The 25,947-nt window shown below is 43.6% G+C and carries 23 protein-coding genes and 1 tRNA gene; 20 read left to right on the top strand and 4 right to left on the bottom strand.

Annotated features, from left to right (window positions below):
• The first annotated feature begins 232 nt into the window (after positions 1–232).
• The 20 genes from deoC to GDK41_RS15940 all read left to right on the top strand — a co-directional run bounded on the left by deoC (position 233) and on the right by GDK41_RS15940 (position 22,872).
• A complete protein-coding gene (gene deoC, locus GDK41_RS16035; RefSeq protein ID WP_152087342.1) occupies positions 233–982 on the top strand; it encodes a deoxyribose-phosphate aldolase in 750 nt (249 codons plus the stop codon).
• Entirely contained in the window at positions 954–1,469 is a 516-nt protein-coding gene (locus tag GDK41_RS16030; protein ID WP_152087341.1) for a hypothetical protein, read from the top strand. The genes deoC and GDK41_RS16030 overlap by 29 nt, the downstream gene beginning before the upstream one ends.
• A gap of 120 nt (positions 1,470–1,589) precedes the next feature.
• Positions 1,590–1,666 (top strand) — tRNA-Trp (locus GDK41_RS16025).
• A gap of 131 nt (positions 1,667–1,797) precedes the next feature.
• A complete protein-coding gene (gene secE, locus GDK41_RS16020) occupies positions 1,798–2,175 on the top strand; it encodes a preprotein translocase subunit SecE (RefSeq protein WP_152087340.1) in 378 nt (125 codons plus the stop codon).
• A gap of 4 nt (positions 2,176–2,179) precedes the next feature.
• Positions 2,180–2,737 (top strand): transcription termination/antitermination protein NusG, encoded by a 558-nt coding sequence (nusG, locus tag GDK41_RS16015; RefSeq protein ID WP_152087339.1) that lies wholly within the window; start codon positions 2,180–2,182, stop codon positions 2,735–2,737.
• Positions 2,738–2,913: 176 nt separating this feature from the next.
• Complete coding sequence (gene rplK / locus GDK41_RS16010) at positions 2,914–3,342, top strand: 50S ribosomal protein L11 (protein WP_152087338.1); 429 nt, start codon at positions 2,914–2,916, stop codon at positions 3,340–3,342.
• A 5-nt stretch (positions 3,343–3,347) separates the two neighbouring features.
• The gene (rplA, locus tag GDK41_RS16005) at positions 3,348–4,049 is read left to right on the top strand and encodes a 50S ribosomal protein L1 (RefSeq protein WP_152087337.1); all 702 of its coding nucleotides are present in this window, start codon (positions 3,348–3,350) and stop codon (positions 4,047–4,049) included.
• 336 nt (positions 4,050–4,385) lie between these two features.
• Positions 4,386–4,880, top strand: a complete 495-nt coding sequence (gene rplJ, locus GDK41_RS16000) for a 50S ribosomal protein L10 (RefSeq protein WP_152087336.1) — start codon at positions 4,386–4,388, stop codon at positions 4,878–4,880.
• Between the two features lie 71 nt (positions 4,881–4,951).
• Entirely contained in the window at positions 4,952–5,314 is a 363-nt protein-coding gene (gene rplL, locus GDK41_RS15995; protein ID WP_070982798.1) for a 50S ribosomal protein L7/L12, read from the top strand.
• A 268-nt stretch (positions 5,315–5,582) separates the two neighbouring features.
• Positions 5,583–9,608 (top strand): DNA-directed RNA polymerase subunit beta, encoded by a 4,026-nt coding sequence (gene rpoB / locus GDK41_RS15990; protein ID WP_152087335.1) that lies wholly within the window; start codon positions 5,583–5,585, stop codon positions 9,606–9,608.
• A 118-nt stretch (positions 9,609–9,726) separates the two neighbouring features.
• The gene (gene rpoC, locus GDK41_RS15985; protein ID WP_152087334.1) at positions 9,727–13,908 is read left to right on the top strand and encodes a DNA-directed RNA polymerase subunit beta'; all 4,182 of its coding nucleotides are present in this window, start codon (positions 9,727–9,729) and stop codon (positions 13,906–13,908) included.
• Positions 13,909–14,464: 556 nt separating this feature from the next.
• Positions 14,465–14,839 (top strand): 30S ribosomal protein S12, encoded by a 375-nt coding sequence (rpsL, locus tag GDK41_RS15980; protein WP_010367657.1) that lies wholly within the window; start codon positions 14,465–14,467, stop codon positions 14,837–14,839.
• Positions 14,840–14,941: 102 nt separating this feature from the next.
• Positions 14,942–15,412 (top strand): 30S ribosomal protein S7, encoded by a 471-nt coding sequence (gene rpsG, locus GDK41_RS15975; RefSeq protein ID WP_152087333.1) that lies wholly within the window; start codon positions 14,942–14,944, stop codon positions 15,410–15,412.
• A 27-nt stretch (positions 15,413–15,439) separates the two neighbouring features.
• Complete coding sequence (gene fusA, locus GDK41_RS15970) at positions 15,440–17,554, top strand: elongation factor G (protein WP_152087332.1); 2,115 nt, start codon at positions 15,440–15,442, stop codon at positions 17,552–17,554.
• 60 nt (positions 17,555–17,614) lie between these two features.
• Positions 17,615–18,799 (top strand): elongation factor Tu, encoded by a 1,185-nt coding sequence (gene tuf, locus GDK41_RS15965; RefSeq protein WP_152087331.1) that lies wholly within the window; start codon positions 17,615–17,617, stop codon positions 18,797–18,799.
• A 479-nt stretch (positions 18,800–19,278) separates the two neighbouring features.
• Complete coding sequence (locus GDK41_RS15960; RefSeq protein ID WP_152087330.1) at positions 19,279–19,944, top strand: CsgG/HfaB family protein; 666 nt, start codon at positions 19,279–19,281, stop codon at positions 19,942–19,944.
• 237 nt (positions 19,945–20,181) lie between these two features.
• A complete protein-coding gene (locus GDK41_RS15955) occupies positions 20,182–20,853 on the top strand; it encodes a CsgG/HfaB family protein (protein ID WP_152087329.1) in 672 nt (223 codons plus the stop codon).
• A gap of 12 nt (positions 20,854–20,865) precedes the next feature.
• Positions 20,866–21,225 (top strand): DUF4810 domain-containing protein, encoded by a 360-nt coding sequence (locus GDK41_RS15950; protein WP_152087328.1) that lies wholly within the window; start codon positions 20,866–20,868, stop codon positions 21,223–21,225.
• A complete protein-coding gene (locus GDK41_RS15945; protein WP_442960190.1) occupies positions 21,218–21,883 on the top strand; it encodes a DUF799 domain-containing protein in 666 nt (221 codons plus the stop codon). The genes GDK41_RS15950 and GDK41_RS15945 overlap by 8 nt, the downstream gene beginning before the upstream one ends.
• A gap of 188 nt (positions 21,884–22,071) precedes the next feature.
• Positions 22,072–22,872, top strand: coding sequence for a VOC family protein (locus GDK41_RS15940; protein ID WP_152087326.1), 801 nt, complete (start codon positions 22,072–22,074; stop codon positions 22,870–22,872).
• A 27-nt stretch (positions 22,873–22,899) separates the two neighbouring features.
• On the opposite strand, the gene GDK41_RS15935 is transcribed toward GDK41_RS15940, so the two are convergent.
• From GDK41_RS15935 to GDK41_RS15920, 4 genes are all read right to left on the bottom strand, one after another.
• The gene (locus tag GDK41_RS15935) at positions 22,900–23,271 is read right to left on the bottom strand and encodes a gamma-butyrobetaine hydroxylase-like domain-containing protein (protein ID WP_152087325.1); all 372 of its coding nucleotides are present in this window, start codon (positions 23,269–23,271) and stop codon (positions 22,900–22,902) included.
• Between the two features lie 208 nt (positions 23,272–23,479).
• Positions 23,480–24,808: an HslU--HslV peptidase ATPase subunit gene (gene hslU, locus GDK41_RS15930; RefSeq protein WP_152087324.1), complete on the bottom strand. Its 1,329-nt coding sequence runs from the start codon at positions 24,806–24,808 to the stop codon at positions 23,480–23,482.
• 11 nt (positions 24,809–24,819) lie between these two features.
• Positions 24,820–25,338 (bottom strand): ATP-dependent protease subunit HslV, encoded by a 519-nt coding sequence (gene hslV / locus GDK41_RS15925; protein WP_152087323.1) that lies wholly within the window; start codon positions 25,336–25,338, stop codon positions 24,820–24,822.
• 78 nt (positions 25,339–25,416) lie between these two features.
• Positions 25,417–25,944, bottom strand: coding sequence for an SPOR domain-containing protein (locus GDK41_RS15920; protein ID WP_152087322.1), 528 nt, complete (start codon positions 25,942–25,944; stop codon positions 25,417–25,419).
• Positions 25,945–25,947: the final 3 nt, after the last annotated feature.

Genomic DNA, 25,947 nt, shown 5'->3' with positions numbered 1-25,947 from the left:
AAAACCTAGTTTATATAACCAAAAGTTATATATTGACTTTCAAAATGGCTTAAGGCTTTATTTACAGTGCATTGCGCCACAAAAGTTTGTTTTATATCCTGCTTATAGTGTTTGGTTATGAGTTATTCAGCATAACATTTATTTGTCAAACAGCTTTGCGGACATATGTCCTGTGGGGATTTGGCCTTATGCTTTTAACTAACCATGAGATTGACCAAATGAGAATAAAATTATGGCATTGTACGAAGATGCTAAGTTGGCATTAAGCTTAATGGATTTGACATCGTTAAATGAAAACGATGATGAGCAGGCCATCGCGTCACTGATTAATAGTATAGACCCTACATTGGGTGTTCCAGCGGCGGTTTGTGTGTTTCCCAAGTTTATTGCTTTGGCAAAGCATCTGTTGGCTGAACGCCGTTTAGAGCACGTCAGAGTGGCTACCGTGACCAATTTTGCTGATGGGAAGCAGCCTTTGAAGACGGTGCTAGCCCAGACGGAACTAGCACTCGATGCGGGTGCTGACGAAATTGATTTGGTGCTACCTTATCAGCAGTTGATTGCCGGAGACCCTGATACTCCTTGGCAATATGTCAATTCAAGCAAAGCCTTGTGTAAAGGCAAAGCTAAGTTAAAAGTGATCATCGAAAGTGGTGTACTTGAGACTGAAGCACTCATCACGCAAGCTTGTGACGTTGCAATTCTGGCTGGGGCGGATTTTATAAAAACCAGCACGGGAAAAGTGCCTATAAATGCCACACTTGATGCAACTAAGACTATACTTAACTGTATTAAACGCTCTGAAAAAGCGGTTAGCTTCAAGGCTGCCGGTGGCGTTAAAACGGTTGCTCAAGCTGGTGATTACTTAAGGCTGACAGAGCAAATAATGGGTTCTGATTGGCTCACTGCGGAGCATTTTCGCTTTGGTGCCTCAAGTTTGCTAACGGATATACATGAAACAATCACCGCTGCGCGAAAGTGATTTAGAAAAGTTACATTTGGAGCACCAAGCTGCAAAGTTATTTTTACGTTGCTATGAGCAACACTACGGTGTTCCTATGCGGCATATTTGGCACAATGAACCCAATATGCCCGATATTAGTTGCTACCAAGGGGAAGAGCGACTGGATATAGAAGTTGCCCACCTATACGGCAGTGAAAAAGAAGCGATGGCGGTGTTAGGTAGACCCTTATCGTTACAAACCCAAAGAGAGCTTGCAGCAATGGCGCAAGCGCCAACAGAAAGGCGTTTGCAATTTGCCTTAGAGCGCTTGTTAAAACAAAAGGCACTCAAACGATATCATTCAAAGCGAACTTGGCTGCTGATCCGAAACGCCAGTACTTTGTGGCATCATGAAGATTTTACCGCCATTGTTGGCCGACTCGATTGCCCAAGTGATCATGCTTTTGAACAAATTTGGTTATTAACAGATTTTTATAACCCAGATTTACTTAGATTAGACATTTGAAACGCATATTTTTGGACCCATCCTATCAATGACAGCGGAGAGTTTTGATGATTTTTGTGTTTGCACATCTTTTACTCTTGTTTTCAAATTGTTCGTCAGTATAATGGGCATCCACTTTGCAGGGGCGTAGTTCCAATTGGTAGAACAGCGGTCTCCAAAACCGATGGTTGCGGGTTCGAGTCCTGCCGCCCCTGCCAATTCATACAGTAGAGTCCAAATCTAAAATAATGTGTTTTCAACGTTGAGCGCTTATTTATAAATTTGGATTTAATGGATTAACCCTGTTATATGCAGGGTTGTTGTGTCTGTATTTAAGGTAAAATAAATTATGAGCACTAATGTAGAAAACCAGTCTACCTCTTTAGACATGGTAAAATGGCTAATTGCAATCACGCTACTTACGGGCGCAGTAGTTGGCAACTATCTTTATGCAGATATGTCTGTGTTGGTAAGAGCCATCGGTGTGGTTGTTGCGATAGCCGCTGCACTAGGTGTAGCAGCTACCACTGAGAAAGGGCGTACTTTTATTGCCTTTGCAAAAGAGTCTCGCATTGAAGTACGTAAAGTTGTTTGGCCTACGCGTCAAGAAACAACTCACACTACATTTATCGTAATGGCTGCGACAGTAGTAATGGCGTTGATCCTTTGGGGTCTCGACGGCATTTTATTCAGAGTTGTTGGCTTTTTAACTGGATTGGAGATCTGATCCCATGTCGGATGAGAACAAAGAAAAGAAATTACGCTGGTACGTAATTCAGGCGTTTTCGGGTTTTGAAAAGCGCGTAGCTCAAACCATCATTGAGCACATTAAGATTGAAGGCTTAGAAGATAGCTTTGGTGAAGTTCTGGTCCCTACTGAAGAAGTAGTTGAAATGAGAGCGGGTCAAAAGCGTAAATCTGAGCGTAAATTCTTCCCAGGTTATGTACTGGTTGAGATGGATATGAATGATGCGAGCTGGCACTTAGTGAACAGCACGCCGCGTGTTATGGGCTTTATTGGTGGTACTTCTGACCGCCCAGCACCGATTAGCAAAAAAGAAGCTGACCGTATTCTTAACCGCCTACAAGAAAACGCCGAAGCACCTAAACCTGCGACTTTATTTGAAGTGGGCGAAGTGGTTCGTGTTACTGATGGCCCATTCGCTGACTTCAGTGGTGTGGTTGAAGAAGTCGATTACGAAAAGAGCCGTTTAAAAGTATCGGTACTGATCTTCGGTCGTTCTACGCCGGTTGACCTAGAATTTGGTCAAGTTGAGAAAGATAAATAATTCTTTCAAGCGAGAGCTATTGAAAAAGGCCGCTGGTTAACTTATAATCAGCGGCCTTTTTGTACACGAAGACTTAAAGTCTTTGTAAAAGCAAAAAGTTTTTTATTAATTGGGAAGCCGTTTGAGTACGCGTCCTCGCGCGCACAAGGCTAAGACCCACCTAATGAGGTATTATCATGGCTAAAAAAGTTGAAGCTCTAATCAAGCTACAAGTTGCTGCTGGTATGGCTAACCCTAGTCCTCCAGTAGGTCCTGCACTAGGTCAACACGGTGTAAACATCATGGAATTCTGTAAAGCGTTCAACGCACGTACAGAGTCTATCGAGAAAGGTGCACCAGTTCCTGTTGTTATTTCTGTATACAATGATCGTTCTTTCACGTTCGACATGAAGACACCTCCTGCATCTTACCTTCTTAAGAAGGCTGCAGGTATCAAGTCTGGTTCTGGCCGTCCTAACACTGAGAAAGTGGGTACTGTTACACGTGCTCAACTTGAAGAGATCGTTGAGACTAAACGTCCAGATTTAACAGCAGCTGATTTAGAAGCTGCGGTTCGCACGATTGCAGGTTCTGCACGTGCAATGGGCTTGAACGTAGAGGGTTAATAGAAATGGCTAAACTTACTAAACGTATGCGTACTATCCGCGAAAAAGTGGATGTTACTAAAGATTACGAAATCAATGAAGCAGTTGCATTGCTTAAAGAATTAGCAACAGCTAAGTTCGTTGAAAGTGTTGACGTTGCTGTTAACCTTGGTATCGATGCACGTAAATCAGACCAAAACGTACGTGGTGCAACTGTACTACCACACGGTACTGGTCGTGACGTTCGCGTAGCTGTATTCACTCAAGGTGCTAACGCTGATGCTGCTAAAGAAGCTGGTGCTGATTTAGTTGGTATGGAAGACCTTGCTGAACTAGTGAAAAAAGGCGAAATGAACTTTGACGTTGTTGTTGCTTCTCCAGATGCAATGCGCGTTGTTGGTCAACTAGGTCAAATCCTAGGTCCACGTGGTCTTATGCCAAACCCTAAAACTGGTACTGTGACACCTAACGTTGCAGAAGCAGTTAAAAATGCTAAAGCTGGTCAGGTTCGTTACCGTAATGATAAGAACGGTATCATCCACACTACTATCGGTAAAGTGGACTTCACTGCTGAGCAGTTGCAACAAAACCTTGAGTCTCTTCTTGTTGCGCTTAAGAAAGCTAAGCCTTCTCAAGCAAAAGGTACTTACTTGAAGAAAGTAAGCATCTCAACAACTATGGGCGCAGGTGTTGCTGTTGACCAAGCTACTCTAAATACGCAAGTATAATTAATTAGAGATTAGCATTTACATGGCGTAATTTTTGAACTATAATTTTGCGCCATTTTGTTGATTATTTCGTATCGAAAATTTCAACAAAGCAAGAATTCGGGTTGAAGCGTATAATTTCGCAACACTTTTTAAGTAAAGCGATAAATTACGCTTCCGTCCAAGACCGTAGGTGGTTTTTTAAACCTTAATCGTCCTACGTAGACGGTGTGAATCCCAGCTAGATTTTCCTAATCTTCTGGCTCTCGCCGTAAAAAGCATCTCTGCTAAGTTTTTAGCAGGGTAGAGTAGAACTGAAAAACATATTTGTTTTTCTATAAACCAGGAGTAACACCCATGGCTTTAAACCTTCAAGACAAAAAAGCAATTGTTGCTGAAGTCAACGAAGCTGCCAAAGGTGCTCTTTCAGCCGTTGTTGCTGATTCTCGTGGTGTAACAGTAGGTGCTATCACTGCTCTTCGTAAAGAAGCTCGTGAAGCTGGTGTATGGATGAAAGTTGTCCGTAACACGCTAGCTAAACGTGCTGTTGAAGGCACTGAGTACGAATGCCTAAACGAATCATTAGTTGGTCCAAGCCTTATCGCTTTCTCTTCAGAGCACCCTGGTGCTGCTGCGCGTATCTTCTCAGATTTCGCGAAAAAGAACGAAGCATTCGAGCTTAAAACTGCTGCATTCGAAGGTAAAGTTGTAGATGTAGACATGCTTGCTAAGCTACCTACATACGACGAAGCTGTTGCACGCTTAATGAGCGCTATGAAAGAAGCGTCTGCTGGCAAATTGTGTAAAACAATTGAAGCGGTACGTGTACAGAAAGCTGAGCAAGCTGCTTAATTTAAGCCCCGCTCCTTTCTTTAATAAATTTTTTGAACCACATGGGTTCGTAAATAATTAGGAAATTTGAAATGTCTGTAACTAAAGACCAAATCCTTGACGCTATTGCTGAAATGTCAGTAATGGAAGTTGTTGAACTAGTAGAAGCAATGGAAGAAAAGTTCGGTGTAACTGCAGCTGCTGCTGTTGTTGCTGCGGGTCCTGCTGAAGCTGCTGAAGAAAAGACTGAGTTCGACGTAATCCTAGCTGCTGCTGGCGGTAACAAAGTTGCTGCAATCAAAGCGGTACGTGGCGCGACAGGCCTAGGCCTTAAAGAAGCTAAGGCTCTTGTTGAGTCTGCTCCTGCACCTATCAAAGAAGGTGTATCTAAGGAAGAAGCTGAAGCACTTAAGAAAGATCTTGAAGAAGCTGGTGCTGAAGTTGAGATCAAGTAATCTAGCTAACGCTAGGTTCGCTGCCTGAGCAATCAGGCAAGGGCTGGTGATTATTTAATCACCGGCCCTTTTGCGCTATAGCGAGATGCCTTTCTATCGCGCAATAAAACTCTAAATTTCACTGGTATTTTCAATGGCTTAGCTGTTTTTTGATAATATCAATGACATTTAGTACAACAATTAGATGTTGTTATCATGGCTTGAATGCCAGTTAAGTCTGTTCTTACAAGAACAGGTTGGGTCAAAGATCAGCAAGCTGAGGAACCCCATGGCTTACTCTTATTCTGAAAAGAAACGTATCCGTAAGGATTTTGGTAAACGTCCACAAGTTTTGGACATACCTTTCTTACTGTCGACGCAGTTAGAATCGTTCAAAAAGTTCTTGAATCCGGACGCTGATGGCGACCACGGTTTGGAAGCTGCTTTCCGTTCTGTGTTTCCGATCAAAAGCTACTCGGGTAATTCTGAGCTACAATACGTAAGTTATCGTATTGGTGAGCCAGTATTCGATGTAAAAGAATGTCAAATTCGCGGCGTGACTTATTCTGCTCCACTTCGCGTTAAATTACGTCTTGTGTTAATGGATAAAGACGCACCAGGCACAGTTAAAGACATTAAAGAGCAAGAAGTTTATATGGGCGAAATCCCGCTCATGACTGATACCGGTACTTTTGTTATCAACGGGACAGAGCGTGTTATCGTTTCTCAGCTACACCGTTCACCTGGTGTATTCTTTGATAACGACCGTGGTAAGTCGCACTCTTCTGGTAAAGTGCTTTATAACGCTCGTGTTATTCCTTACCGTGGTTCATGGTTAGACTTTGAATTTGACGTTAAAGATAATCTTTACGTTCGTATAGACCGCCGTCGTAAACTGCCTGCATCAATTATTTTACGTGCGCTAGAGTTCTCAACTGAAGAAATTCTTGCGTTGTTCTTCGAAACCACAACCTTCGAAGTAACTGACGGTAAAGTGATGATGGAGCTTGTACCTTCACGTCTACGTGGTGAAACAGCTGCTTTCGATATTAAAGATGCTGACGGTGAAGTAGTGATTGAATCTGGTCGTCGTATTACTGCGCGCCACATCAAAACACTAGAAAAGAAAGAAATTAAACAATTAGAAGTACCACACGAATATATCATTGGTCGTGTTGTTGCTAAAAACTACATTGATGAGTCAACTGGCGAAGTGATCGCGAACGCGAACGATGAACTGTCGCTAGAGCTAATGGCTGAGCTTGTTAAAGCGGGCCATACGAAAATTGCAACGCTTTACATCAATGACGTTGACAGTGGTGCGTACATGTCAGATACCGTGCGTATCGACTCAACAAGCAACCGCTTAGAAGCATTGGTAGAAATTTACCGCATGATGCGCCCTGGTGAGCCGCCAACAAAAGAAGCTGCAGAAGCACTATTTGACAACTTGTTCTTCTCTGAAGAGCGTTATGATTTGTCAACAGTTGGTCGTATGAAGTTCAACAGCCGTGTTGGCTATGATACGGATACAGGCCCAGGTACGCTGAGCAAAGAAGATATTGTTTCTGTAATGCGTGTATTGATCGATATCCGTAACGGTAAAGGCGAAGTGGACGATATCGACCACTTAGGCAACCGTCGTATTCGTTCAGTAGGCGAGATGGCTGAAAACCAATTTCGCGTAGGTCTTGTACGTGTTGAGCGTGCTGTTCGTGAACGCTTGAGCTTAGGCGATCTTGATGCAGTAATGCCACAAGACTTAATCAACGCCAAGCCAATTTCAGCGGCAGTTAAAGAGTTCTTCGGTTCTTCACAGCTATCTCAGTTTATGGACCAAAACAACCCGTTATCAGAAGTGACGCACAAGCGTCGTATTTCTGCATTAGGTCCGGGTGGTTTAACACGTGAGCGTGCAGGCTTCGAAGTACGTGACGTACACGTAACGCACTATGGTCGCGTATGTCCAATCGAAACGCCTGAAGGTCCAAACATCGGTCTGATCAACTCACTATCAACTTATGCGCGTACGAATGATTATGGCTTCTTAGAAACGCCATATCGCAAAGTTGCTGACGGTGTTGTAACAGACGAGGTTGATTACCTATCAGCAATCGAAGAAGGTCAGTTTGTAATTGCACAGGCAAACACAAACTTAGACGAAAATAACGAATTTATTGATGAGCAGATCCCATGTCGTCACAAAGGTGAATCGACATTTATGGGTCGTTCTGACATTCAATATATGGATGTATCTCCACAGCAGGTTATCTCTGTGGCAGCGGCACTTATTCCATTCCTAGAGCACGATGATGCGAACCGTGCATTGATGGGATCGAACATGCAACGTCAGGCAGTTCCGACGTTAAAAGCAGATAAGCCGCTAGTAGGTACTGGTATTGAGCTAACACTTGCTAAAGACTCTGGTGTAACCATTGTTGCTAAGCGTGGTGGTGTAGTTAAGTATGCTGATGCAAGCCGTATTGTTGTTAACGTAAATGAAGATGAGCGTGTTCCAGGCGAAGCGGGCATCGATATTTACAACTTAACTAAGTACACACGTTCAAACCAAAACACCTGTATCAACCAAAAGCCAACTTGTATGGTTGGTGAGCCGGTTGTACGTGGTGACGTACTTGCTGATGGTCCATCTACAGATTTAGGTGACTTAGCACTTGGTCAAAACTTACGTGTAGCATTCATGCCTTGGAATGGTTACAACTTCGAAGACTCGATCTTGTTATCTGAGCGCGTGGTTGAAGAAGATCGTCTAACGACTATCCACATTCAAGAGTTACAGTGTATTGCACGTGATACTAAGTTAGGTCCTGAAGAAATTACAGCGGACATTCCAAACGTAGGTGAGTCTGCGCTTGGTAAGCTAGATGAATCAGGTGTTGTATACATTGGTGCTGAAGTAAAAGGCGGCGATATCCTAGTAGGTAAAGTTACGCCTAAAGGTGAAACGCAGCTTACTCCTGAAGAAAAGCTACTACGTGCTATCTTCGGTGAAAAAGCATCAGATGTTAAAGACAGCTCGCTACGTGTACCAAACTCTGTAACAGGTACTGTTATTGATGTTCAAGTATTCACACGTGATGGCGTTGAAAAAGACAAGCGTGCCTTAGAAGTTGAAGACATGCAGCTTCGCGAAGCGAAGAAAGACTTCAACGAAGAGTTCAAGATCCTTGAAGGCGGTGTGTTAACACGTGCACGTAACTTACTTGCTAAAGCTGGTTTCGACGAAAGCCGCATTGCAGGCCTTTCAACTGATAAGTTGCTTACTCAAAGCCTTGCAGATGAAGAGCAGCAATCTGAGCTTGAGCAGTTAGCTGCACAGTATGACGAGCTTAAAGCTGAATACGACAAAAAGTTTGAAAACAAGCGTCGCAAGATAACTCAAGGTGATGACTTAGCACCGGGTGTATTGAAGATTGTTAAAGTTTACCTAGCGGTTAAACGTCGTATCCAACCTGGTGATAAGATGGCGGGTCGTCACGGTAACAAGGGTGTAATCTCTACTATCGTGCCTGTTGAAGACATGCCATACGATGAGAAAGGTCGTACTGTAGACATCGTATTGAACCCACTAGGTGTACCTTCACGTATGAACATCGGTCAGATCCTAGAAACTCACATGGGTCTTGCTGCACGTGGTATCGGTGAGCGTATCGAAGAGATGATGAAAGAACAACGTGAGCTTGCAGAGCTGCGTGAATTCATCAAGAAGGCCTACGAAGTAGGTGATTGTCGTCAGAAAGTAGATATTGCAAGTTTCTCTGATGATGAAATTCGTCGCTTAGCTGAAAACCTTAAAGGTGGTTTACCTATTGCAACACCAGCGTTTGACGGTGCTAAAGAAAGCGAAATTAAAGAGCTACTTGAGCTAGGTGGTTATCCATCAAGCGGTCAGGTAACCCTTTATGATGGCCGTACTGGTGATGCATTTGAACGTCAAGTAACTGTTGGTTACATGTACATGCTTAAACTTAACCACTTGGTTGATGACAAGATGCACGCACGTTCAACAGGTTCTTACAGCTTAGTTACTCAGCAGCCGCTGGGTGGTAAAGCACAGTTCGGTGGACAGCGCTTCGGTGAGATGGAGGTATGGGCATTAGAAGCATACGGTGCTGCCTATACACTACAGGAAATGTTGACAGTTAAGTCGGATGACGTAAACGGTCGTACTAAGATGTATAAGAACATCGTTGACGGTAACCACAAGATGGAACCGGGTATGCCTGAGTCATTCAACGTATTGCTCAAAGAAATCCGCTCACTGGGTATCAACATCGAGTTGGAAGAAAATTAATCCGACCGCCGCGGCAACTTAGCTGCGGCAGTTACCCTCCCAGTGGGTAGCCGGACTGAAAGAATGAAGGGGCAAGCGTCGCTTGTCCTCAAGATTAACCTCCGACAGGAGAGCTAAGGTGAAAGACTTACTTAAGTTTCTGAAGCAACAAAATAAGACCGAAGAATTTGATGCAATTCGCATTGGTCTTGCTTCACCAGACATGGTGCGTTCATGGTCTTACGGTGAGGTAAAGAAACCTGAGACAATCAACTACCGTACTTTCAAGCCTGAGCGTGACGGCTTATTCTGTGCCCGTATTTTCGGCCCAGTGAAAGATTATGAGTGTTTATGTGGTAAATATAAGCGCTTAAAACACCGTGGTGTGATCTGTGAAAAATGTGGCGTTGAAGTAACGCTTACTAAAGTGCGTCGTGACCGTATGGGTCACATCGAACTGGCGAGCCCAGTTGCGCATATCTGGTTCTTAAAATCATTACCATCGCGTATCGGTTTAATGCTAGATATGACGTTACGTGATATCGAACGTGTACTTTACTTCGAATCGTTCGTAGTAACTGAGCCTGGTATGACAACGCTTGAACGTGGTCAATTGCTAGGTGAAGAAGAGTACCTAGATGCACTAGAAGAGCACGGTGATGAGTTCGAAGCGAAGATGGGTGCAGAAGCTGTACTTGATTTGCTACGCGAACTAGACCTTGGTCAATTAATTGCAGAAATGCGTGAAGAGTTACCAACAATTAACTCTGAGACTAAGCGTAAGAAAATCACTAAGCGCCTTAAGCTGATGGAATCTTTCCACCAATCAGGTAACAACCCTGAGTGGATGATCATGAGTGTGCTTCCGGTTCTACCACCAGATTTGCGTCCATTAGTACCACTAGATGGTGGTCGTTTTGCGACGTCTGATCTGAACGACTTATACCGTCGTGTTATCAACCGTAATAACCGTTTGAAGCGTCTTTTAGACCTAGCGGCACCAGATATCATCGTACGTAACGAAAAGCGTATGTTACAAGAAGCGGTTGATGCGCTACTTGATAACGGTCGTCGCGGTCGTGCGATCACAGGCTCTAACAAGCGTCCACTTAAGTCGCTTGCAGACATGATCAAAGGTAAGCAGGGTCGTTTCCGTCAAAACCTTCTTGGTAAGCGTGTTGACTACTCAGGCCGTTCTGTTATCACCGTTGGTCCTACGCTTAAATTGCACCAGTGTGGTCTTCCTAAGAAGATGGCACTTGAGCTATTCAAGCCATTCATCTACGGCAAGCTAGAGCGTCGTGGCATGGCAACAACCATCAAAGCTGCGAAGAAGATGGTTGAGCGCGAAGTACCAGAAGTTTGGGACGTATTAGATGAAGTGATCCGTGAGCACCCTGTTCTTTTGAACCGTGCACCAACACTTCACCGTCTTGGTATCCAAGCATTTGAGCCAGTACTTATTGAAGGTAAAGCGATTCACCTGCACCCACTAGTGTGTGCGGCGTATAACGCTGACTTCGATGGTGACCAAATGGCGGTACACGTGCCGTTGACAATTGAAGCACAGCTTGAAGCGCGTGCATTAATGATGTCTACGAACAACATTCTATCGCCTGCAAACGGTGAGCCAATCATCGTACCTTCACAGGACGTTGTATTAGGTCTGTATTACATGACGCGTGACCGTATTAACGGTAAAGGCGAAGGCATTGTATTCAAAGATCCTAAAGAAGCAGAAAAAGCATACCGTACAGGTACTGCTGAGCTGCACGCTCGCGTAAAAGTGCGTATTACTGAAACGCGTATCGACGAAGAAACCAAAGAACGTTCAGAAGTAACAGAGATCATTGACACGACAGTTGGTCGTGCGATTTTATCACTTGTGTTACCTGAAGGCTTACCGTTTGAGCTTATCAATAAAGCACTAGGTAAGAAGCAAATTTCTGGTCTATTAAACGAGTGTTACCGTCGTCTTGGTCTAAAAGATACGGTGGTATTTGCTGACCAAGTGATGTATACCGGTTTCCATTATGCGATGAAGTCTGGTGTTTCAATTGGTATTGATGACTTAGTTATCCCGCCAATTAAAGCTGAAATCATTGAAAATGCCGAAGCAGAAGTAAACGAAATTAACCAACAGTTCCAATCTGGTCTTGTAACTGCGGGTGAGAAATACAACAAAGTTATCGATATCTGGTCACGTGTTAACGAAAACTTATCACGTGAGATGATGGCTAACTTGTCAAAAGACACTGTTATCAACGCGCAAGGTGAACAAGAAGAGCAACCGTCATTTAACTCTGTGTTTATGATGGCCGACTCGGGTGCTCGTGGTAGTGCCGCTCAGATCCGTCAGCTAGCTGGTATGCGTGGTCTAATGGCACGTCCAGATGGTTCAATCATCGAAACACCTATCACGGCGAACTTCCGTGAAGGTCTAAACGTACTACAGTACTTCATCTCAACCCACGGTGCGCGTAAAGGTCTTGCCGATACGGCACTTAAGACAGCGAACTCGGGTTACTTGACTCGTCGTCTAGTAGACGTGGCACAAGACTTAGTTATCAATGATGACGATTGTGGCACATTAGACGGTCTAACAATGAAGCCGCTGATTGAAGGTGGTGATGTTGTTGAGCCGCTGCGCGAGCGTGTATTAGGTCGTGTTGTTGCTGAAGATGTGGTTATACCTGGTACTAATGATGTACTGGTTGAGCGTAACATCATGCTTGACGAAAAACTGTGTGACCTTTTAGAAGAGCACTCAGTGGACGAAGTTCGTGTACGCTCAGTTATCACCTGTGATAACGACTTTGGTGTATGTGCTAAGTGTTATGGTCGTGATCTAGCACGTGGTCACTTGATCAATGCGGGTGAGTCTGTCGGTGTTATCGCTGCTCAATCAATCGGTGAGCCGGGTACACAGCTTACGATGCGTACGTTCCACATCGGTGGTGCGGCATCACGAGCATCAGCAGAGAACAGCGTACAAGTTAAGACTAACGGTAGTCTAAAACTACATAATGCTAAGTATGTATTAAATACTGATGGCAAGATTGTTATTACCTCGCGTTCAACCGAAATCACTATCATTGATGAACATGGTCGTGAGAAAGAACGTTATAAAGTACCTTACGGTGCGGTATTAACAGTTCAAGACGGTGCAGACGTTAAAGGTAACGACATTGTCGCTACTTGGGACCCGCATAGTCACCCAATCATCATCGAGCATGAGTCTAAGGTATCCTTCTCTGACATCGATGATAGCAACACCGAAGCACAAACTGATGAATTAACTGGTTTGACTCGTGTGGTTGTTAAAGACCTTGCTAAGGTAAATGCGAAAGAGCCTAAGCTAATCGTTGAAAATGATGAGCGTGGTCTGCAAGAAATCCGTCTTCCTTCGTTTACTACGATTGAAATCACCGACGGTGCGAAAGCACTACCTGGTGCGGTACTTGCGCGTATTCCTCAAGAAGGTTCGAAAACACGTGACATCACCGGTGGTCTACCGCGCGTTGCGGACTTATTCGAAGCTCGTAAGCCTAAAGATCCTGCAATTCTTGCTGAGATCACAGGTACTATCAGCTTCGGTAAAGAGACCAAGGGTAAGAAGCGTTTAGTTATCACACCAGATCAGGGTGATGCATACGAAGAGATGATCCCTAAATGGCGTCAGCTTAACGTGTTCGAAGGTGAGCAGGTATCTAAAGGTGAAGTGATTGCCGATGGTCCTGAGTCTCCACATGACATCTTGCGTCTACGAGGTGTGACTGATGTATCTAACTACATCGTAAACGAAGTACAAGAAGTATATCGTTTGCAGGGTGTAAAGATTAACGATAAGCACATTGAGACTATCATCCGTCAGATGCTACGTAAGTGTATCATCCTAGATGGGGGCGACACTGAGTTCTTAGCAGGTGAGCAGGTAGAAGTAGCACGTGTTAACATTTCTAACCGTGAGCTTGAAAAGCAAGGTAAGATCCCAGCGAAGTTTGAAATTCAGCTGATGGGTATTACTAAAGCATCACTTGCGACTGAGTCGTTTATCTCAGCTGCATCGTTCCAAGAAACAACACGTGTTCTTACGGAAGCGGCTGTAAATGGTAAGAGCGATGAGTTACGTGGTCTGAAAGAAAACGTAATCGTAGGTCGTCTAATTCCGGCGGGTACTGGTTTTGCATATCACCAAGATCGCATCAACCGTCGTAAGCAGCCTGAAATGCCAGTTGAAGAGCAAACAGTAAGTGCTGAAGAGGCAACTCAAGCATTAACTGATGCACTGAACGCTGATTTACTCGGCGGCAACGATTAAATCGTCACCGCATTGGTAAGTAAAAAACTAAAAGCAGCTCATAAGAGCTGCTTTTTTGTCTGTGTTTTATACTGATACCAATCCGCAATAACACTTAATCCTTTTGAAGGATTAAACCTGACGACAGCTGCGTTAAAAATTTCTCATTTAGAACAACTAAATAACGAAATTTTAGCCTTGCTATCGACAAGGTTTTCTTGCTTCAAAATAGACCACTTAGTTAAGCGGGTTGGTATGATTGGCCGAGGTAATTGCGTTTGTTTGATAGCTTCGAATTACGAGAAATGTTATTCTAAGTATGATCCATAAGCAATACAATCGGAACGTATCAAATTCCAAATCTACTTAACCTGTTAGAAGCGATTTTTACCAATAAAGCTAAAATCACGATTAAATACTGCAAATTTTCCACTCAAAGCGCGGTTTTTATTGACAGGTTAATCTTTGCTCATTAAAATTCGGCCACCCATTTATTCGTTCCACGAAAGTGGCGAAAGATTTGGGACGATTTTTATATTTTTTCAGTAGTAATTTTTAACTAATCAGGAGCTATTTAATGGCAACTATTAACCAGCTAGTGCGTAAGCCACGTCGTAGCAAGGTTACAAAAAGTAACTCAGCTGCGCTTAAAGCTTGTCCGCAAAAGCGTGGTGTATGTACTCGCGTATATACAACTACACCTAAGAAACCAAACTCTGCATTACGTAAAGTAGCGCGTGTACGTTTAACGAACGGTTTCGAAGTAACTTCATACATTGGTGGTGAAGGTCACAACTTACAAGAGCACAGTGTAATCCTAATCCGTGGTGGTCGTGTTAAAGACTTACCAGGTGTACGTTTCCACACTGTTCGTGGTGCACTTGACTGTGCCGGCGTAAACGACCGTAGACAGGCTCGTTCTAAGTACGGTGCAAAACGCCCTAAGGGCTAATGGTTCTCCGTTAGTAAGGCCAAGCACTTAAGTTTTAATTTTTAAATAATTTGTTTTGGGGATTCGCTTTTAATGCGAACCTGAAGATACCGGAGATATAAAATGCCTAGAAGACGCGTAATAGGTCAACGTAAAATTCTTCCAGATCCTAAGTTCGGATCAGAACTTCTTGCTAAATTCGTTAACGTAGTAATGTTAGACGGCAAGAAATCTACTGCTGAAAAAATCGTATACGGTGCGTTAGACGTGGCTGCTGAGAAATCAGGCAAGTCGCACCTAGAAATCTTTGAATCTGCACTTGAAAATGTACGCCCTGCGGTAGAGGTTAAATCTCGCCGTGTTGGTGGTTCTACATACCAAGTACCAGTTGAAGTACGTCCAGTTCGTCGCAACGCATTAGGTATGCGTTGGTTGGTTGAAGCTGCACGTAAGCGTGGCGAAAAATCTATGGGCTTACGTTTAGCTCAAGAAATCGTTGACGCTGCTGAAAACAAAGGCACTGCGGTTAAGAAACGTGAAGACGTTCACCGTATGGCTGAAGCGAACAAAGCATTCGCTCACTACCGTTGGTAATCTGCTAACACCCTTTAAGAGGATAATATGGCACGTACAACTCCTATTGAGCGCTATCGTAACATCGGTATTTGTGCTCACGTAGATGCAGGTAAAACCACCACGACAGAACGTGTTCTGTTCTACACGGGTCTTTCTCATAAGATCGGTGAAGTTCACGATGGTGCTGCAACTATGGACTGGATGGAGCAGGAGCAGGAGCGTGGTATCACTATCACGTCTGCTGCAACCACGTGTTTCTGGAAAGGAATGGACGCGCAATTTGACGACCATCGTATCAATATCATTGATACTCCAGGACACGTTGACTTTACTATCGAAGTAGAACGTTCTTTACGTGTACTCGATGGTGCGGTTGTCGTGTTGTGTGCTTCATCAGGTGTACAGCCACAGACAGAAACAGTTTGGCGTCAGGCGAACAAATACGCAGTACCTCGAATGGTCTTCGTAAATAAAATGGATCGCACTGGCGCAGACTTCCTTGCTGTTGTGGAACAGGTGAAATCTCGCCTGGGCGCCACACCTGTGCCTATTCAGCTACCAATTGGTGCTGAAGACGAATTTAAAGGTGTTATTGATCTCATCAAAATGAAAGCCATCAACTGGAATAATAATGACCAGGGGATGACGTTTAATTATGAAGAGATCCCAGCAGAGCTTCAGGATTTAGCCGAAGAGTGGCGCTCTCACTTAGTTGAGAGTGCAGCTGAGGCTTCTGAAGAGCTAATGGATAAATATTTAGAAGGCGGCGAATTAAGCGAAGCTGAGATTAAATCAGCCCTTCGTCAGCAGACATTGGCCAACGAAATTGTGCCAATGACCTGTGGTAGTGCATTCAAAAACAAAGGCGTTCAAGCAGTGCTTGACGCGGTTATTGAGTACATGCCGTCACCTACTGAAGTTAAAGAAATCCAAGGTATCTTAGAGGATGACTCTGAGGCTACCCGTCCTGCAGATGATAATGCGCCGTTCTCGGCGTTGGCATTTAAAATTGCCACAGACCCATTTGTAGGTACTTTAACTTTCTTCCGTGTTTACTCTGGTACAGTTAAGCAGGGTGATGCGGTATACAACCCGATTAAGAGCAAAAAAGAGCGTTTGGGCCGTATTGTTCAAATGCACGCAAATTCTCGTGAAGAGATCAAAGAAGTACGCGCTGGCGACATCGCTGCAGCAATTGGTCTTAAAGATGTCACCACCGGTGACACATTATGTTCACAAGAAGCTGTTATCACTTTAGAGCGCATGGAATTTCCTGAGCCGGTGATTTCGGTTGCGGTAGAGCCAAGAACTGTGGCCGACCAAGACAAAATGGGTATTGCACTAGGTAAACTAGCTGCAGAGGATCCATCATTCCGTGTAGAAACGGATGAAGAATCAGGTCAAACGATTATCTCTGGTATGGGTGAGCTTCACCTAGACATCATTGTTGATCGTATGAAACGTGAATTCAGCGTTGAATGTAACGTTGGTAAACCTCAAGTAGCTTACCGTGAGACAATTCGTAACTCGGTAAAAGCAGAGGGTAAATTTGTACGTCAATCTGGTGGTCGTGGTCAATATGGTCATGTTTGGCTTAAGCTTGAACCGATGGATATTTCTGATGATGAAGCACCTACATACGAGTTCGTAAATGAAATCGTCGGTGGTGCGGTTCCAAAAGAGTATATTCCAGCGGTTGATAAAGGTATTCAAGAGCAGATGCGACAAGGTGTCCTTGCCGGCTATCCGCTATTGGGTGTTAAAGCAACATTGTTTGATGGCTCGTTCCATGACGTAGACTCAAACGAGATGGCATTTAAAATCGCAGGTTCAATTGGTTTTAAAAATGGTGCGCTTGAAGCAAAGCCAATTATTTTAGAACCAATCATGAAGGTTGAAGTTATCACCCCTGAAGGTAACATGGGTGATGTAGTAGGTGATTTAAATCGTCGTCGTGGCATAATCGAAGGCATGGAAGAAGCATTTGGTGGCTTGAAGCAAGTTAATGCACAAGTACCGCTTTCAGAAATGTTTGGTTATGCAACCGATCTTCGTTCTGCTACGCAGGGCCGTGCATCGTACTCAATGGAATTTTCCAAGTACGCTGAAGCGGCAAAGAGTGTAGCCGATACAATTATTGCAGCTCGCGCTGTTAAGTAATTTTAGTTCGGTCCGGTCTCTAAGGGCTGGACTTTAATTTCTTTATAGGAATTTTTTAAGATGGCAAAAGAAAAGTTTGAACGCGTAAAACCGCACGTAAACGTTGGTACAATCGGCCACGTTGACCACGGTAAAACAACTCTAACAGCAGCAATCACTAACGTACTTGCAAAAGTATACGGTGGTGAAGCAAAAGACTTCGCATCAATCGATAACGCTCCAGAAGAGCGTGAGCGTGGTATCACAATCTCAACTTCACACGTTGAGTACGATACACCAACTCGTCACTACGCACACGTAGACTGTCCAGGACACGCTGACTATGTTAAAAACATGATCACTGGTGCTGCACAGATGGACGGCGCGATCCTAGTAGTTGCTGCTACTGACGGTCCTATGCCTCAAACACGTGAGCACATCCTACTTTCTCGTCAGGTTGGTGTACCTTACATCATCGTATTCATGAACAAATGTGACATGGTTGACGACGAAGAGCTTCTAGAGCTAGTAGAGATGGAAGTACGTGAACTACTTTCTGAGTATGACTTCCCAGGTGATGACCTACCTCTAATCCAAGGTTCTGCGCTTAAGGCGTTAGAAGGCGAGAAAGAGTGGGAAGACAAAATTGTTGAGCTTGCAGAAGCACTAGACACTTACATCCCAGAGCCAGAGCGTGACATCGATAAGCCATTCATCATGCCTATCGAAGACGTATTCTCAATCCAGGGTCGTGGTACAGTAGTAACAGGTCGTGTTGAAGCGGGTATCATCAACGTGAACGACGAAGTTGAAATCGTAGGTATCAAAGATACAACGAAGACAACTTGTACAGGTGTTGAGATGTTCCGTAAGCTTCTAGACGAAGGTCGTGCGGGTGAGAACATTGGTGCACTTCTACGTGGTACTAAGCGTGACGAAGTTGAGCGTGGTCAAGTACTAGCGAAGCCTGGTTCAATCACACCTCACACGAAGTTCACTTCAGAAGTATACGTACTTTCTAAAGATGAAGGTGGTCGTCACACGCCATTCTTCAAAGGCTACCGTCCACAGTTCTACTTCCGTACAACTGACGTAACAGGTAACGTTGAGTTACCAGAAGGCGTAGAAATGGTAATGCCAGGTGACAACATCAAGATGACTGTTGACCTAATCGTACCAATCGCGATGGACGAAGGTCTACGTTTCGCTATCCGTGAAGGTGGCCGTACAGTTGGTGCTGGTGTTGTAGCAACTATCGTTGAGTAATCAACAATAGTGATGCAATAAGCATTGTAAAAAAGGTCACTTCGGTGGCCTTTTTTAATGCCTGAAATTTGGGGCAAGGTAGGATAAGCGGCGCGCCATCAAACGCTTGAAGCGAATCTATTTTAGCGGTGAGTTTCTCGCCAGTCGGTAAACCAGCTCACCTCACCTGATGCAAAGTAACTATTTTTGCTTCAATCACGTGAGCCATTAGAACCGAGATTGTAGCAACTTGCACGAACACTCAATCATTTTGGTGGGTTAAATCTAACGTCACCTAACGTACACGCTTTTAGGCTGTTTACCATTTCATTTTCGCTCAGATACTCAATATTTATGTAAGTATGTGTGGATGGTTCTCACAAACGATTACATGAACTTACAGATAATTTGAGTGGCGTACTTATACTTGAATCTAAGAAGTTTGGCAGTTTTATCGCTCACAAATGTGTGAGTTGGATCTCGTTAATCAGGGTGAAACCATGTATCAAAATAAACTAATCTTAGGTGTAGTGGTATCTTTACTGCTCAGTGGTTGTTCGGCAACAGAATCATCAAGAGCACTTGAAACCAAAAAGGTCAAAGCGTTCAACTCTGTCTATAGCGGTGAGAAAAGTAAGTTATCAGTGGGCAAGTTTCAAAATCAGTCTAGCTTCCAAAATGGTATATTTAGTAGTGGAGATAGGTTAGGTTCACAAGCAAAAACTATTTTGTTAACTCACTTACAGCAAAGTAATCGTTTTTCCGTTCTAGAAAGAACTAATTTAAGCGAGATTAGTCAAGAGGCTGACTTTTCAGGCGTAGAGCAAAATATTACCGGTGCCAAATATGTGGTGACCGGAGCTTTATCTGAATTTGGTCGAAAGCAAGAAGGTGACAGGCAATTGTTTGGCCTTCTTGGAAAAGGCAAATCACAAGTTGCTTATGCAAAGGTAAACTTAAATGTTATTGATGTTACCACCTCGGAGGTTGTCTACTCAGTACAAGGTGCTGGTGAATACAGTTTGTCTACACGTGAAGTTATTGGGTTTGGCAGTACAGCAAGTTACGACTCAACATTGAATGGCAAAATACTTGATTTAGCTATTCGAGAAGCTGTTGATAATTTGGTTGTGAGTGTTGATAGTGGCAAGTGGCGGCCTAATTAGTTGGTTCGAGGGACAGTCCACTTTTGCGTATAAGTAAACGTAAAAATGCATATTATCTAGGCGCAGCATGTTCGTAATACAACTTATTGAAAGTTTCGCTATATACTCCTGACAAGGTTAAAGAAATCTATTTTTTGCAAATAAAGCAATAAAATAGTTCTATCGTTGATAATCATACATTATCATTCGGCGCGGTTTTTTGTACAAAAACCGCGGAATTAACTAAAAGGAAGAAGTATGCTTAAAAATAAGCTTGTAATATTGAGTGCAACAGTAGCTGCGTTGTTATTATCTGGATGTGCTGCTACTGAATCGTCTAGAGCAATTGAGGCACCTAAGGTGCAGTCATATCAAATGGCTTACTCAGGACCCAAAAGCAAACTATCTGTTGGAAAGTTACAAAACCGTTCTAACTTTCAAAACGGTATTTTTAGCTCGGGTGTCGACAAGTTGGGCTCTCAAGCAAAAACAATTCTAATAACTCACCTTCAGCAAAGTAACCGCTTTACTGTATTAGACAGAGCAAATATGTCTGAAATAGCACAAGAGGCGGGTTTTTCTGGTGCCCAACAAGAAATTACGGGTGCAAACTTTGTTGTCACTGGCGATGTAAGTGAATTCGGTCGTAAAGAACAAGGTGACAAGCAGCTGTTTGGTATTTTAGGCAAAGGAAAATCGCAAATTGCATATGCAAAAGTCAATCTGAATATTGTTGATGTAACTACGTCAGAAGTTGTGTATTCAGTACAAGGTGCTGGTGAATACAGCTTATCAAGCCGTGAAGTAATAGGTTTTGGTGGTACCTCAGGCTATGATTCAACACTCAATGGTAAAGTGTTAGATTTAGCAATCAGAGAAGCAGTTAACAATTTGGTCAATGGTATTAACTCAGGTCACTGGCAGCCATAATTGAGAATGAAGATGAAAAATACAGTTACAATATTAGCAGTAATTGCAGCTGCTACTCTGGCGGGTTGTAAAACAGTTAAGCCACTTTATTATCATGGTTCCTATAACCAGAACCTATATCAACATTTTAAAACAGATGAAACGGATGTAGGCGAGCAAATTAATCAGCTTGAAGAGACAGTTCAGATGGCTGAGAACAACAGCATGCCAATTGCTCCTGGAATACTTGCACATCTTGGGTACCTACACCTAAAACAAGGCAATTTGGAGTCTGGGTTTGGCTACCTTGAACAAGAGAAGACCTTATTTCCTGAATCGGCAAAGTACATTGATTTTTTGATCAAAAATGCAAAAGGAGAGCAAGGTGAATAATATTAAGACTCTATTTGCGTTTATTGTCGCGATAACACTGAGTGGTTGTGCATCGAAGTCTAAACCATATGATTACACTGAATATAAGAATAGTGATCCACGTTCTGTACTAGTGGTTCCACCTATTAATAATTCATCGGAAGTGATTGCACCTTATAGCCTTTTATCAAATGTGGTTAAGCCGTTGTCTGAATCAGGATATTACGTATTCCCTGTTTCTTTAGTAGATGAAACATTTAAAAGCAATGGTTTAACAGTTGCTCAAGATATCCATGCGGTACCTACGCAGAAGTTGCACGAAATTTTCGGCGCTGATGCTGGTTTATACATAGATATTAAAGAATATGGTACATCCTACGTTGTTATCTCTAGTGATACTGTAGTGCAAGTGGATGCTAAGTTGGTCGACTTAGAGACAGGTACATTGCTATGGCAAGGCAGTGCACGAGCTGCGAGCAGTGAACAACGCTCTAACTCTGGGGGTGGCCTTGTGGGTGCATTGGTGTCTGCTGCTTTGACTCAGATAATTGAAACAACCACAGATGCTGGGTTCAATGTATCGGTATTAGCAACTCAACGATTACTGTCTGCAGATATGTATAATGGCATATTGCATGGACCACGCTCGCCAAAGTATGGTCAACCAGTAAAACTATAAGTTTAGTTTTGGGCTACAATAGTAGCCCTTATAACCTTGCTGTTTTTTTGTTCTCTATTTTCGCCACTGTTAGAACCAGTTTAACGGCGTTCTCTAGTTATAATTTTCTGCTCTATCAAGTATTCAGATTGCATATTCCAATAATCTCTACTATCACCCATATAGGTGCTCTTAAAAGGCGGACAAACATGAGTAAATTAACCTATGCACACACCCATGAGTTTTGCTGGGCGGAGTTACGGGCTGCAGATTGGCGTATTGCCAAGCCATTCTATTGCGCATTATTCGGTTGGGAGTTTGAGGATGAGCGTGCTGCCAATGGGGATTTTTATACTAACTTCAACAAACAAGGCGACATTATCGCTGGCATGTATGAAATGGGTGAGAATAAGAAGGCAGCGCGAGAGCAAAGTGTTTGGCAAGCTTATGTCGCTGTATTAGATGTTGAGGCGTCAGTTGCCACAGCACAGGCGTTGGGTGGGGCGCTGGTTCGTGGACCGTATGATATTGGAGAAGCGGGCAGCATGGCCATTATTGCCGACCCAGGTGGTGCGCAGCTCACGCTTTGGCAAGCAAAGCAGCATATTGGCAGTCGCAGAGCGTTTGAAGCGAATACTCCCTACTGGCATGAACTGGCTTGTCGCAACCGAGATGTTAAAGAGGCGTTTTATAGTGCCCTATTTGGTTGGCATTCTATCCATCAGAATGTACTGGGTGTGGATTATGTAATTTTCAGTAACGACGACCATGCATTGGCTGGAATGATTGAAATGAATGAGGCATGGGGGTCAAAAACGCCACCCCATTGGATGATGTACTTTGCTGTACTGGACTGTGATAGAGTGGCTAAGAAAGCCGCGGGTTTAGGGGCAAAAGTATGTGTGCCGCCAACTGATGTGCCTGATGTTGGACGTTATGCCGTCATTTGTGATCCGCAAGGGGCGTTTTTTTCTATTATTGAGTCTTATATGGACACGATAACGCCATAGTAGACTATGGCGCGGGTGGAAGCGTTACTAAGGTACAAACTTAATGGGAACGGTATGCTCGGTTTCGTTGTGCTCTTGAACGCGTTGCTGATAGCTTTCCCAAAGAGTGTCATGATCAGTAGATAAGGTTCTGAGATATTGCCAGCTGTATAAGCCACTATTATGGCCATCATCAAAGCTCAAACGTACAGCATAGTGACCGACAGGCTCAAGTTTAGTAATTGCCACATGCTGTTTATTCAACACTAACTTCATACCCGTACCGTGGCCTTGCACTTGTGCACTGGGTGAGTGCGTGCGCAAAAACTCACTGGTTAATGAGCACTCTAGACCATCGTCAAATACGATATCCAGCTTTTTACTCTTTCGATGGTAGTGTAATTTGGTGACTATATACATAACTGGCCTAGAGTAATACCAATCCGCAATAACACTTAATCATTTTTGGGGATTACACCTGACGCTAGCTGGTTAAAAATTTCTTATTTAGAACAACTAAATCACAAAATTTTTGCTTTGCTATCGACAAGGTTTTCTTGCCTCAAAATAGACCACTTAGTTAAGCGGATTGGCATAAAGCGGAGCACACAGCTCCGCTTTATGTGTGTTATAGGATAAAGCGAGACAAGTCCTCGTCTTGTACTAATGCATCTAAGTGCTTTTCTACATAAGCTGCATCAATCACAAAACTTTCACCTGCCTTTTCTGACGCGTCGTAAGATAACTCTTCCATCAGTTTTTCCATGATGGTGTGAAGACGACGAGCACCAATGTTTTCTGTTTTTTCATTTACTTGCCATGCAGCTTCCGCAAGGCGTGTAATTGCATCATCGGTGAAGCTAATATCAACTTGTTCGGTTTTCATTAAGGCTTCTTGTTGCTCACTTAGAGATGCATGCGGTTCTGTGAGAATGCGTTTGAAATCACCCGCGCTTAATGCTTCAAGTTCAACACGAATAGGCAAACGACCTTGTAACTCAGGGATGAGATCCGAAGGTTTCGCCATTTGGAATGCGCCTGAGGCAATAAACAAGATGTGGTCTGTTTTAACCATGCCATGCTTGGTATTGACGGTAGAACCTTCAATTAATGGCAGTAGGTCACGTTGCACGCCTTCACGGCTCACATCAGGACCTTGCGCTTCACCACGTTTACAGATCTTGTCAATTTCGTCGATAAAGACGATACCATTTTGTTCAACCGAGAAGACAGCTTGCTCTTTAAGCTCCTCTGGGTTGACCATGCGAGCGGCTTCTTCTTCAACTAGTAGCTTAAATGCATCTTTGATTTTTAGCTTGCGCTTTTTCTTTTTCTCGCCAGTCATGTTTTGAAACATGCCTTGCAACTGATTGGTCATTTCTTCCATGCCAGGAGGGGCCATGATCTCCACATTAGGCGCGGCTTCAGCGATATCAATGTCGATTTCTTTGTCGTCTAGCTGGCCTTCGCGCAGTTTTTTACGAAAAACTTGGCGAGTTGAGTTATTTTCGTTTGGCTGCGATTCACCCCATGCGTCTTTTGCAGGTGGTAATAGTGCATCAAGAATACGCTCTTCAGCCGCCTCTTCGGCACGGTGTTGGTGCTTTTTGGCTTGCTGCTCACGAGTCATTTTGAACGAAATGTCGACCAAGTCTTTGATGATAGATTCTACTTCTTTACCTACATAACCGACTTCGGTGAATTTAGTGGCTTCTACCTTAATAAATGGCGCATTAGCAAGCTTTGCTAAACGGCGTGCAATTTCTGTTTTACCGACACCGGTGGGACCTATCATCAAGATATTTTTTGGGGTAACTTCTGCGCGCAAATCATCTTCTAGCTGCATACGACGCCAGCGATTACGTAGAGCAATGGCAACGGCTTTTTTTGCCTTGTCTTGGCCAATAATGTGTTGATCTAATTCGTGGACGATTTCTCTTGGGGTCATTGCTGTCATGGCAATTCCTCTTACAATTCTTCGATAGTTTGGAAATTATTGGTAAATACGCAGATATCACCCGCAATTTTCAGGCTTTTCTCAACAATTTCACGGGCGCTTAAATCAGTATTTTCTAGCAAAGCGATGGCGGCTGATTGCGCAAAATTGCCACCACTGCCAATGGCAATTAAGTCGTTCTCTGGCTGCACCACATCACCATTTCCGGTGATAATCAACGATGCCGTTTCGTCGGCCACCGCTAACAGTGCTTCAAGTTTACGCAGGGCGCGGTCACTGCGCCAATCTTTGGCCATTTCAACGGCAGCTTTGGTGAGGTGCCCTTGGTGCATTTCTAGTTTGCTTTCAAAGCGTTCAAATAACGTAAATGCATCTGCGGTGCCACCGGCAAACCCTGCTAATACTTTGCCGTTATACAAGCGGCGAACTTTACGGGCATTGCCCTTCATTACTGTGTTACCAAGCGATACTTGGCCATCTCCACCAATGACAACTTTATTGTCACGACGTACGCTTACGATGGTAGTCATAGTATTCCTTAAAAACGAAGGCGCTCTGGGCGCCTTTTAATATGAGATTGTTAAAAGATATGGGCTAATGCGCTAAAATCAAGTCCAGCCCCAGATACCACATCCGACAATTTTGATACGCTTGAGTTTATTTTTGTCACTCTCTGCTTGTCGCAATGTTTCGTATGGACCTAGGCGGACACGATACCAAACACCATTGCTGCCTTCGGTACGACGAATTTCTGCAATTAAGCCCGAAAAAGCCATTTTTGCTTTCATTTCTTCGGCTTGCTCATGCGTTCTGAAAGAGCCGCACTGCATTTGATAAGGACCCTTGCTCTTGATCTCTTTAACTTCAACCTTAACCTCATGTTGTTTGATTTCTTCAAGGAAAGGCTTAATCACGGGTTTTTCTAGTTTTTGCGGTTCTTTTTTGACTGGCTTGTTGACGGCTTCAAGTTTGCTTGGCTCGGCATTATTCTTTATGTACCACAAGCCATACGCAAAGCCGCCAACCAGTACGAAAGCCGCAAGTGACAAAAAAATTGGAAATGGTTTTTTGGCGGCTGTGTTCTTGCCACCTTTGTTATTCTTCGGCTTTCTATTTATGTAATCGTGTTGTGCCATAAC

It is taken from the genome of Pseudoalteromonas sp. A25 (assembly GCF_009176705.1).
GTDB lineage: Bacteria > Pseudomonadota > Gammaproteobacteria > Enterobacterales > Alteromonadaceae > Pseudoalteromonas.
This window is presented reverse-complemented; position numbering and strand designations above follow the sequence as displayed.

Coding starts and splice junctions, on each gene's coding strand:
- hslU (WP_152087324.1), bottom strand. CDS start 24,808: ATGACAGCAATGACCCCAAGAGAAATCGTCCACGAATTAGATCAACAC.
- deoC (WP_152087342.1), top strand. CDS start 233: ATGGCATTGTACGAAGATGCTAAGTTGGCATTAAGCTTAATGGATTTG.
- GDK41_RS15955 (WP_152087329.1), top strand. CDS start 20,182: ATGCTTAAAAATAAGCTTGTAATATTGAGTGCAACAGTAGCTGCGTTG.
- nusG (WP_152087339.1), top strand. CDS start 2,180: ATGTCGGATGAGAACAAAGAAAAGAAATTACGCTGGTACGTAATTCAG.
- rplJ (WP_152087336.1), top strand. CDS start 4,386: ATGGCTTTAAACCTTCAAGACAAAAAAGCAATTGTTGCTGAAGTCAAC.
- secE (WP_152087340.1), top strand. CDS start 1,798: ATGAGCACTAATGTAGAAAACCAGTCTACCTCTTTAGACATGGTAAAA.
- hslV (WP_152087323.1), bottom strand. CDS start 25,338: ATGACTACCATCGTAAGCGTACGTCGTGACAATAAAGTTGTCATTGGT.
- rpsG (WP_152087333.1), top strand. CDS start 14,942: ATGCCTAGAAGACGCGTAATAGGTCAACGTAAAATTCTTCCAGATCCT.
- fusA (WP_152087332.1), top strand. CDS start 15,440: ATGGCACGTACAACTCCTATTGAGCGCTATCGTAACATCGGTATTTGT.
- GDK41_RS15950 (WP_152087328.1), top strand. CDS start 20,866: ATGAAAAATACAGTTACAATATTAGCAGTAATTGCAGCTGCTACTCTG.
- GDK41_RS15940 (WP_152087326.1), top strand. CDS start 22,072: ATGAGTAAATTAACCTATGCACACACCCATGAGTTTTGCTGGGCGGAG.
- rpsL (WP_010367657.1), top strand. CDS start 14,465: ATGGCAACTATTAACCAGCTAGTGCGTAAGCCACGTCGTAGCAAGGTT.
- GDK41_RS15935 (WP_152087325.1), bottom strand. CDS start 23,271: ATGTATATAGTCACCAAATTACACTACCATCGAAAGAGTAAAAAGCTG.
- rpoB (WP_152087335.1), top strand. CDS start 5,583: ATGGCTTACTCTTATTCTGAAAAGAAACGTATCCGTAAGGATTTTGGT.
- GDK41_RS15960 (WP_152087330.1), top strand. CDS start 19,279: ATGTATCAAAATAAACTAATCTTAGGTGTAGTGGTATCTTTACTGCTC.
- tuf (WP_152087331.1), top strand. CDS start 17,615: ATGGCAAAAGAAAAGTTTGAACGCGTAAAACCGCACGTAAACGTTGGT.
- GDK41_RS15920 (WP_152087322.1), bottom strand. CDS start 25,944: ATGGCACAACACGATTACATAAATAGAAAGCCGAAGAATAACAAAGGT.
- rplA (WP_152087337.1), top strand. CDS start 3,348: ATGGCTAAACTTACTAAACGTATGCGTACTATCCGCGAAAAAGTGGAT.
- rplK (WP_152087338.1), top strand. CDS start 2,914: ATGGCTAAAAAAGTTGAAGCTCTAATCAAGCTACAAGTTGCTGCTGGT.
- rplL (WP_070982798.1), top strand. CDS start 4,952: ATGTCTGTAACTAAAGACCAAATCCTTGACGCTATTGCTGAAATGTCA.
- GDK41_RS16030 (WP_152087341.1), top strand. CDS start 954: ATGAAACAATCACCGCTGCGCGAAAGTGATTTAGAAAAGTTACATTTG.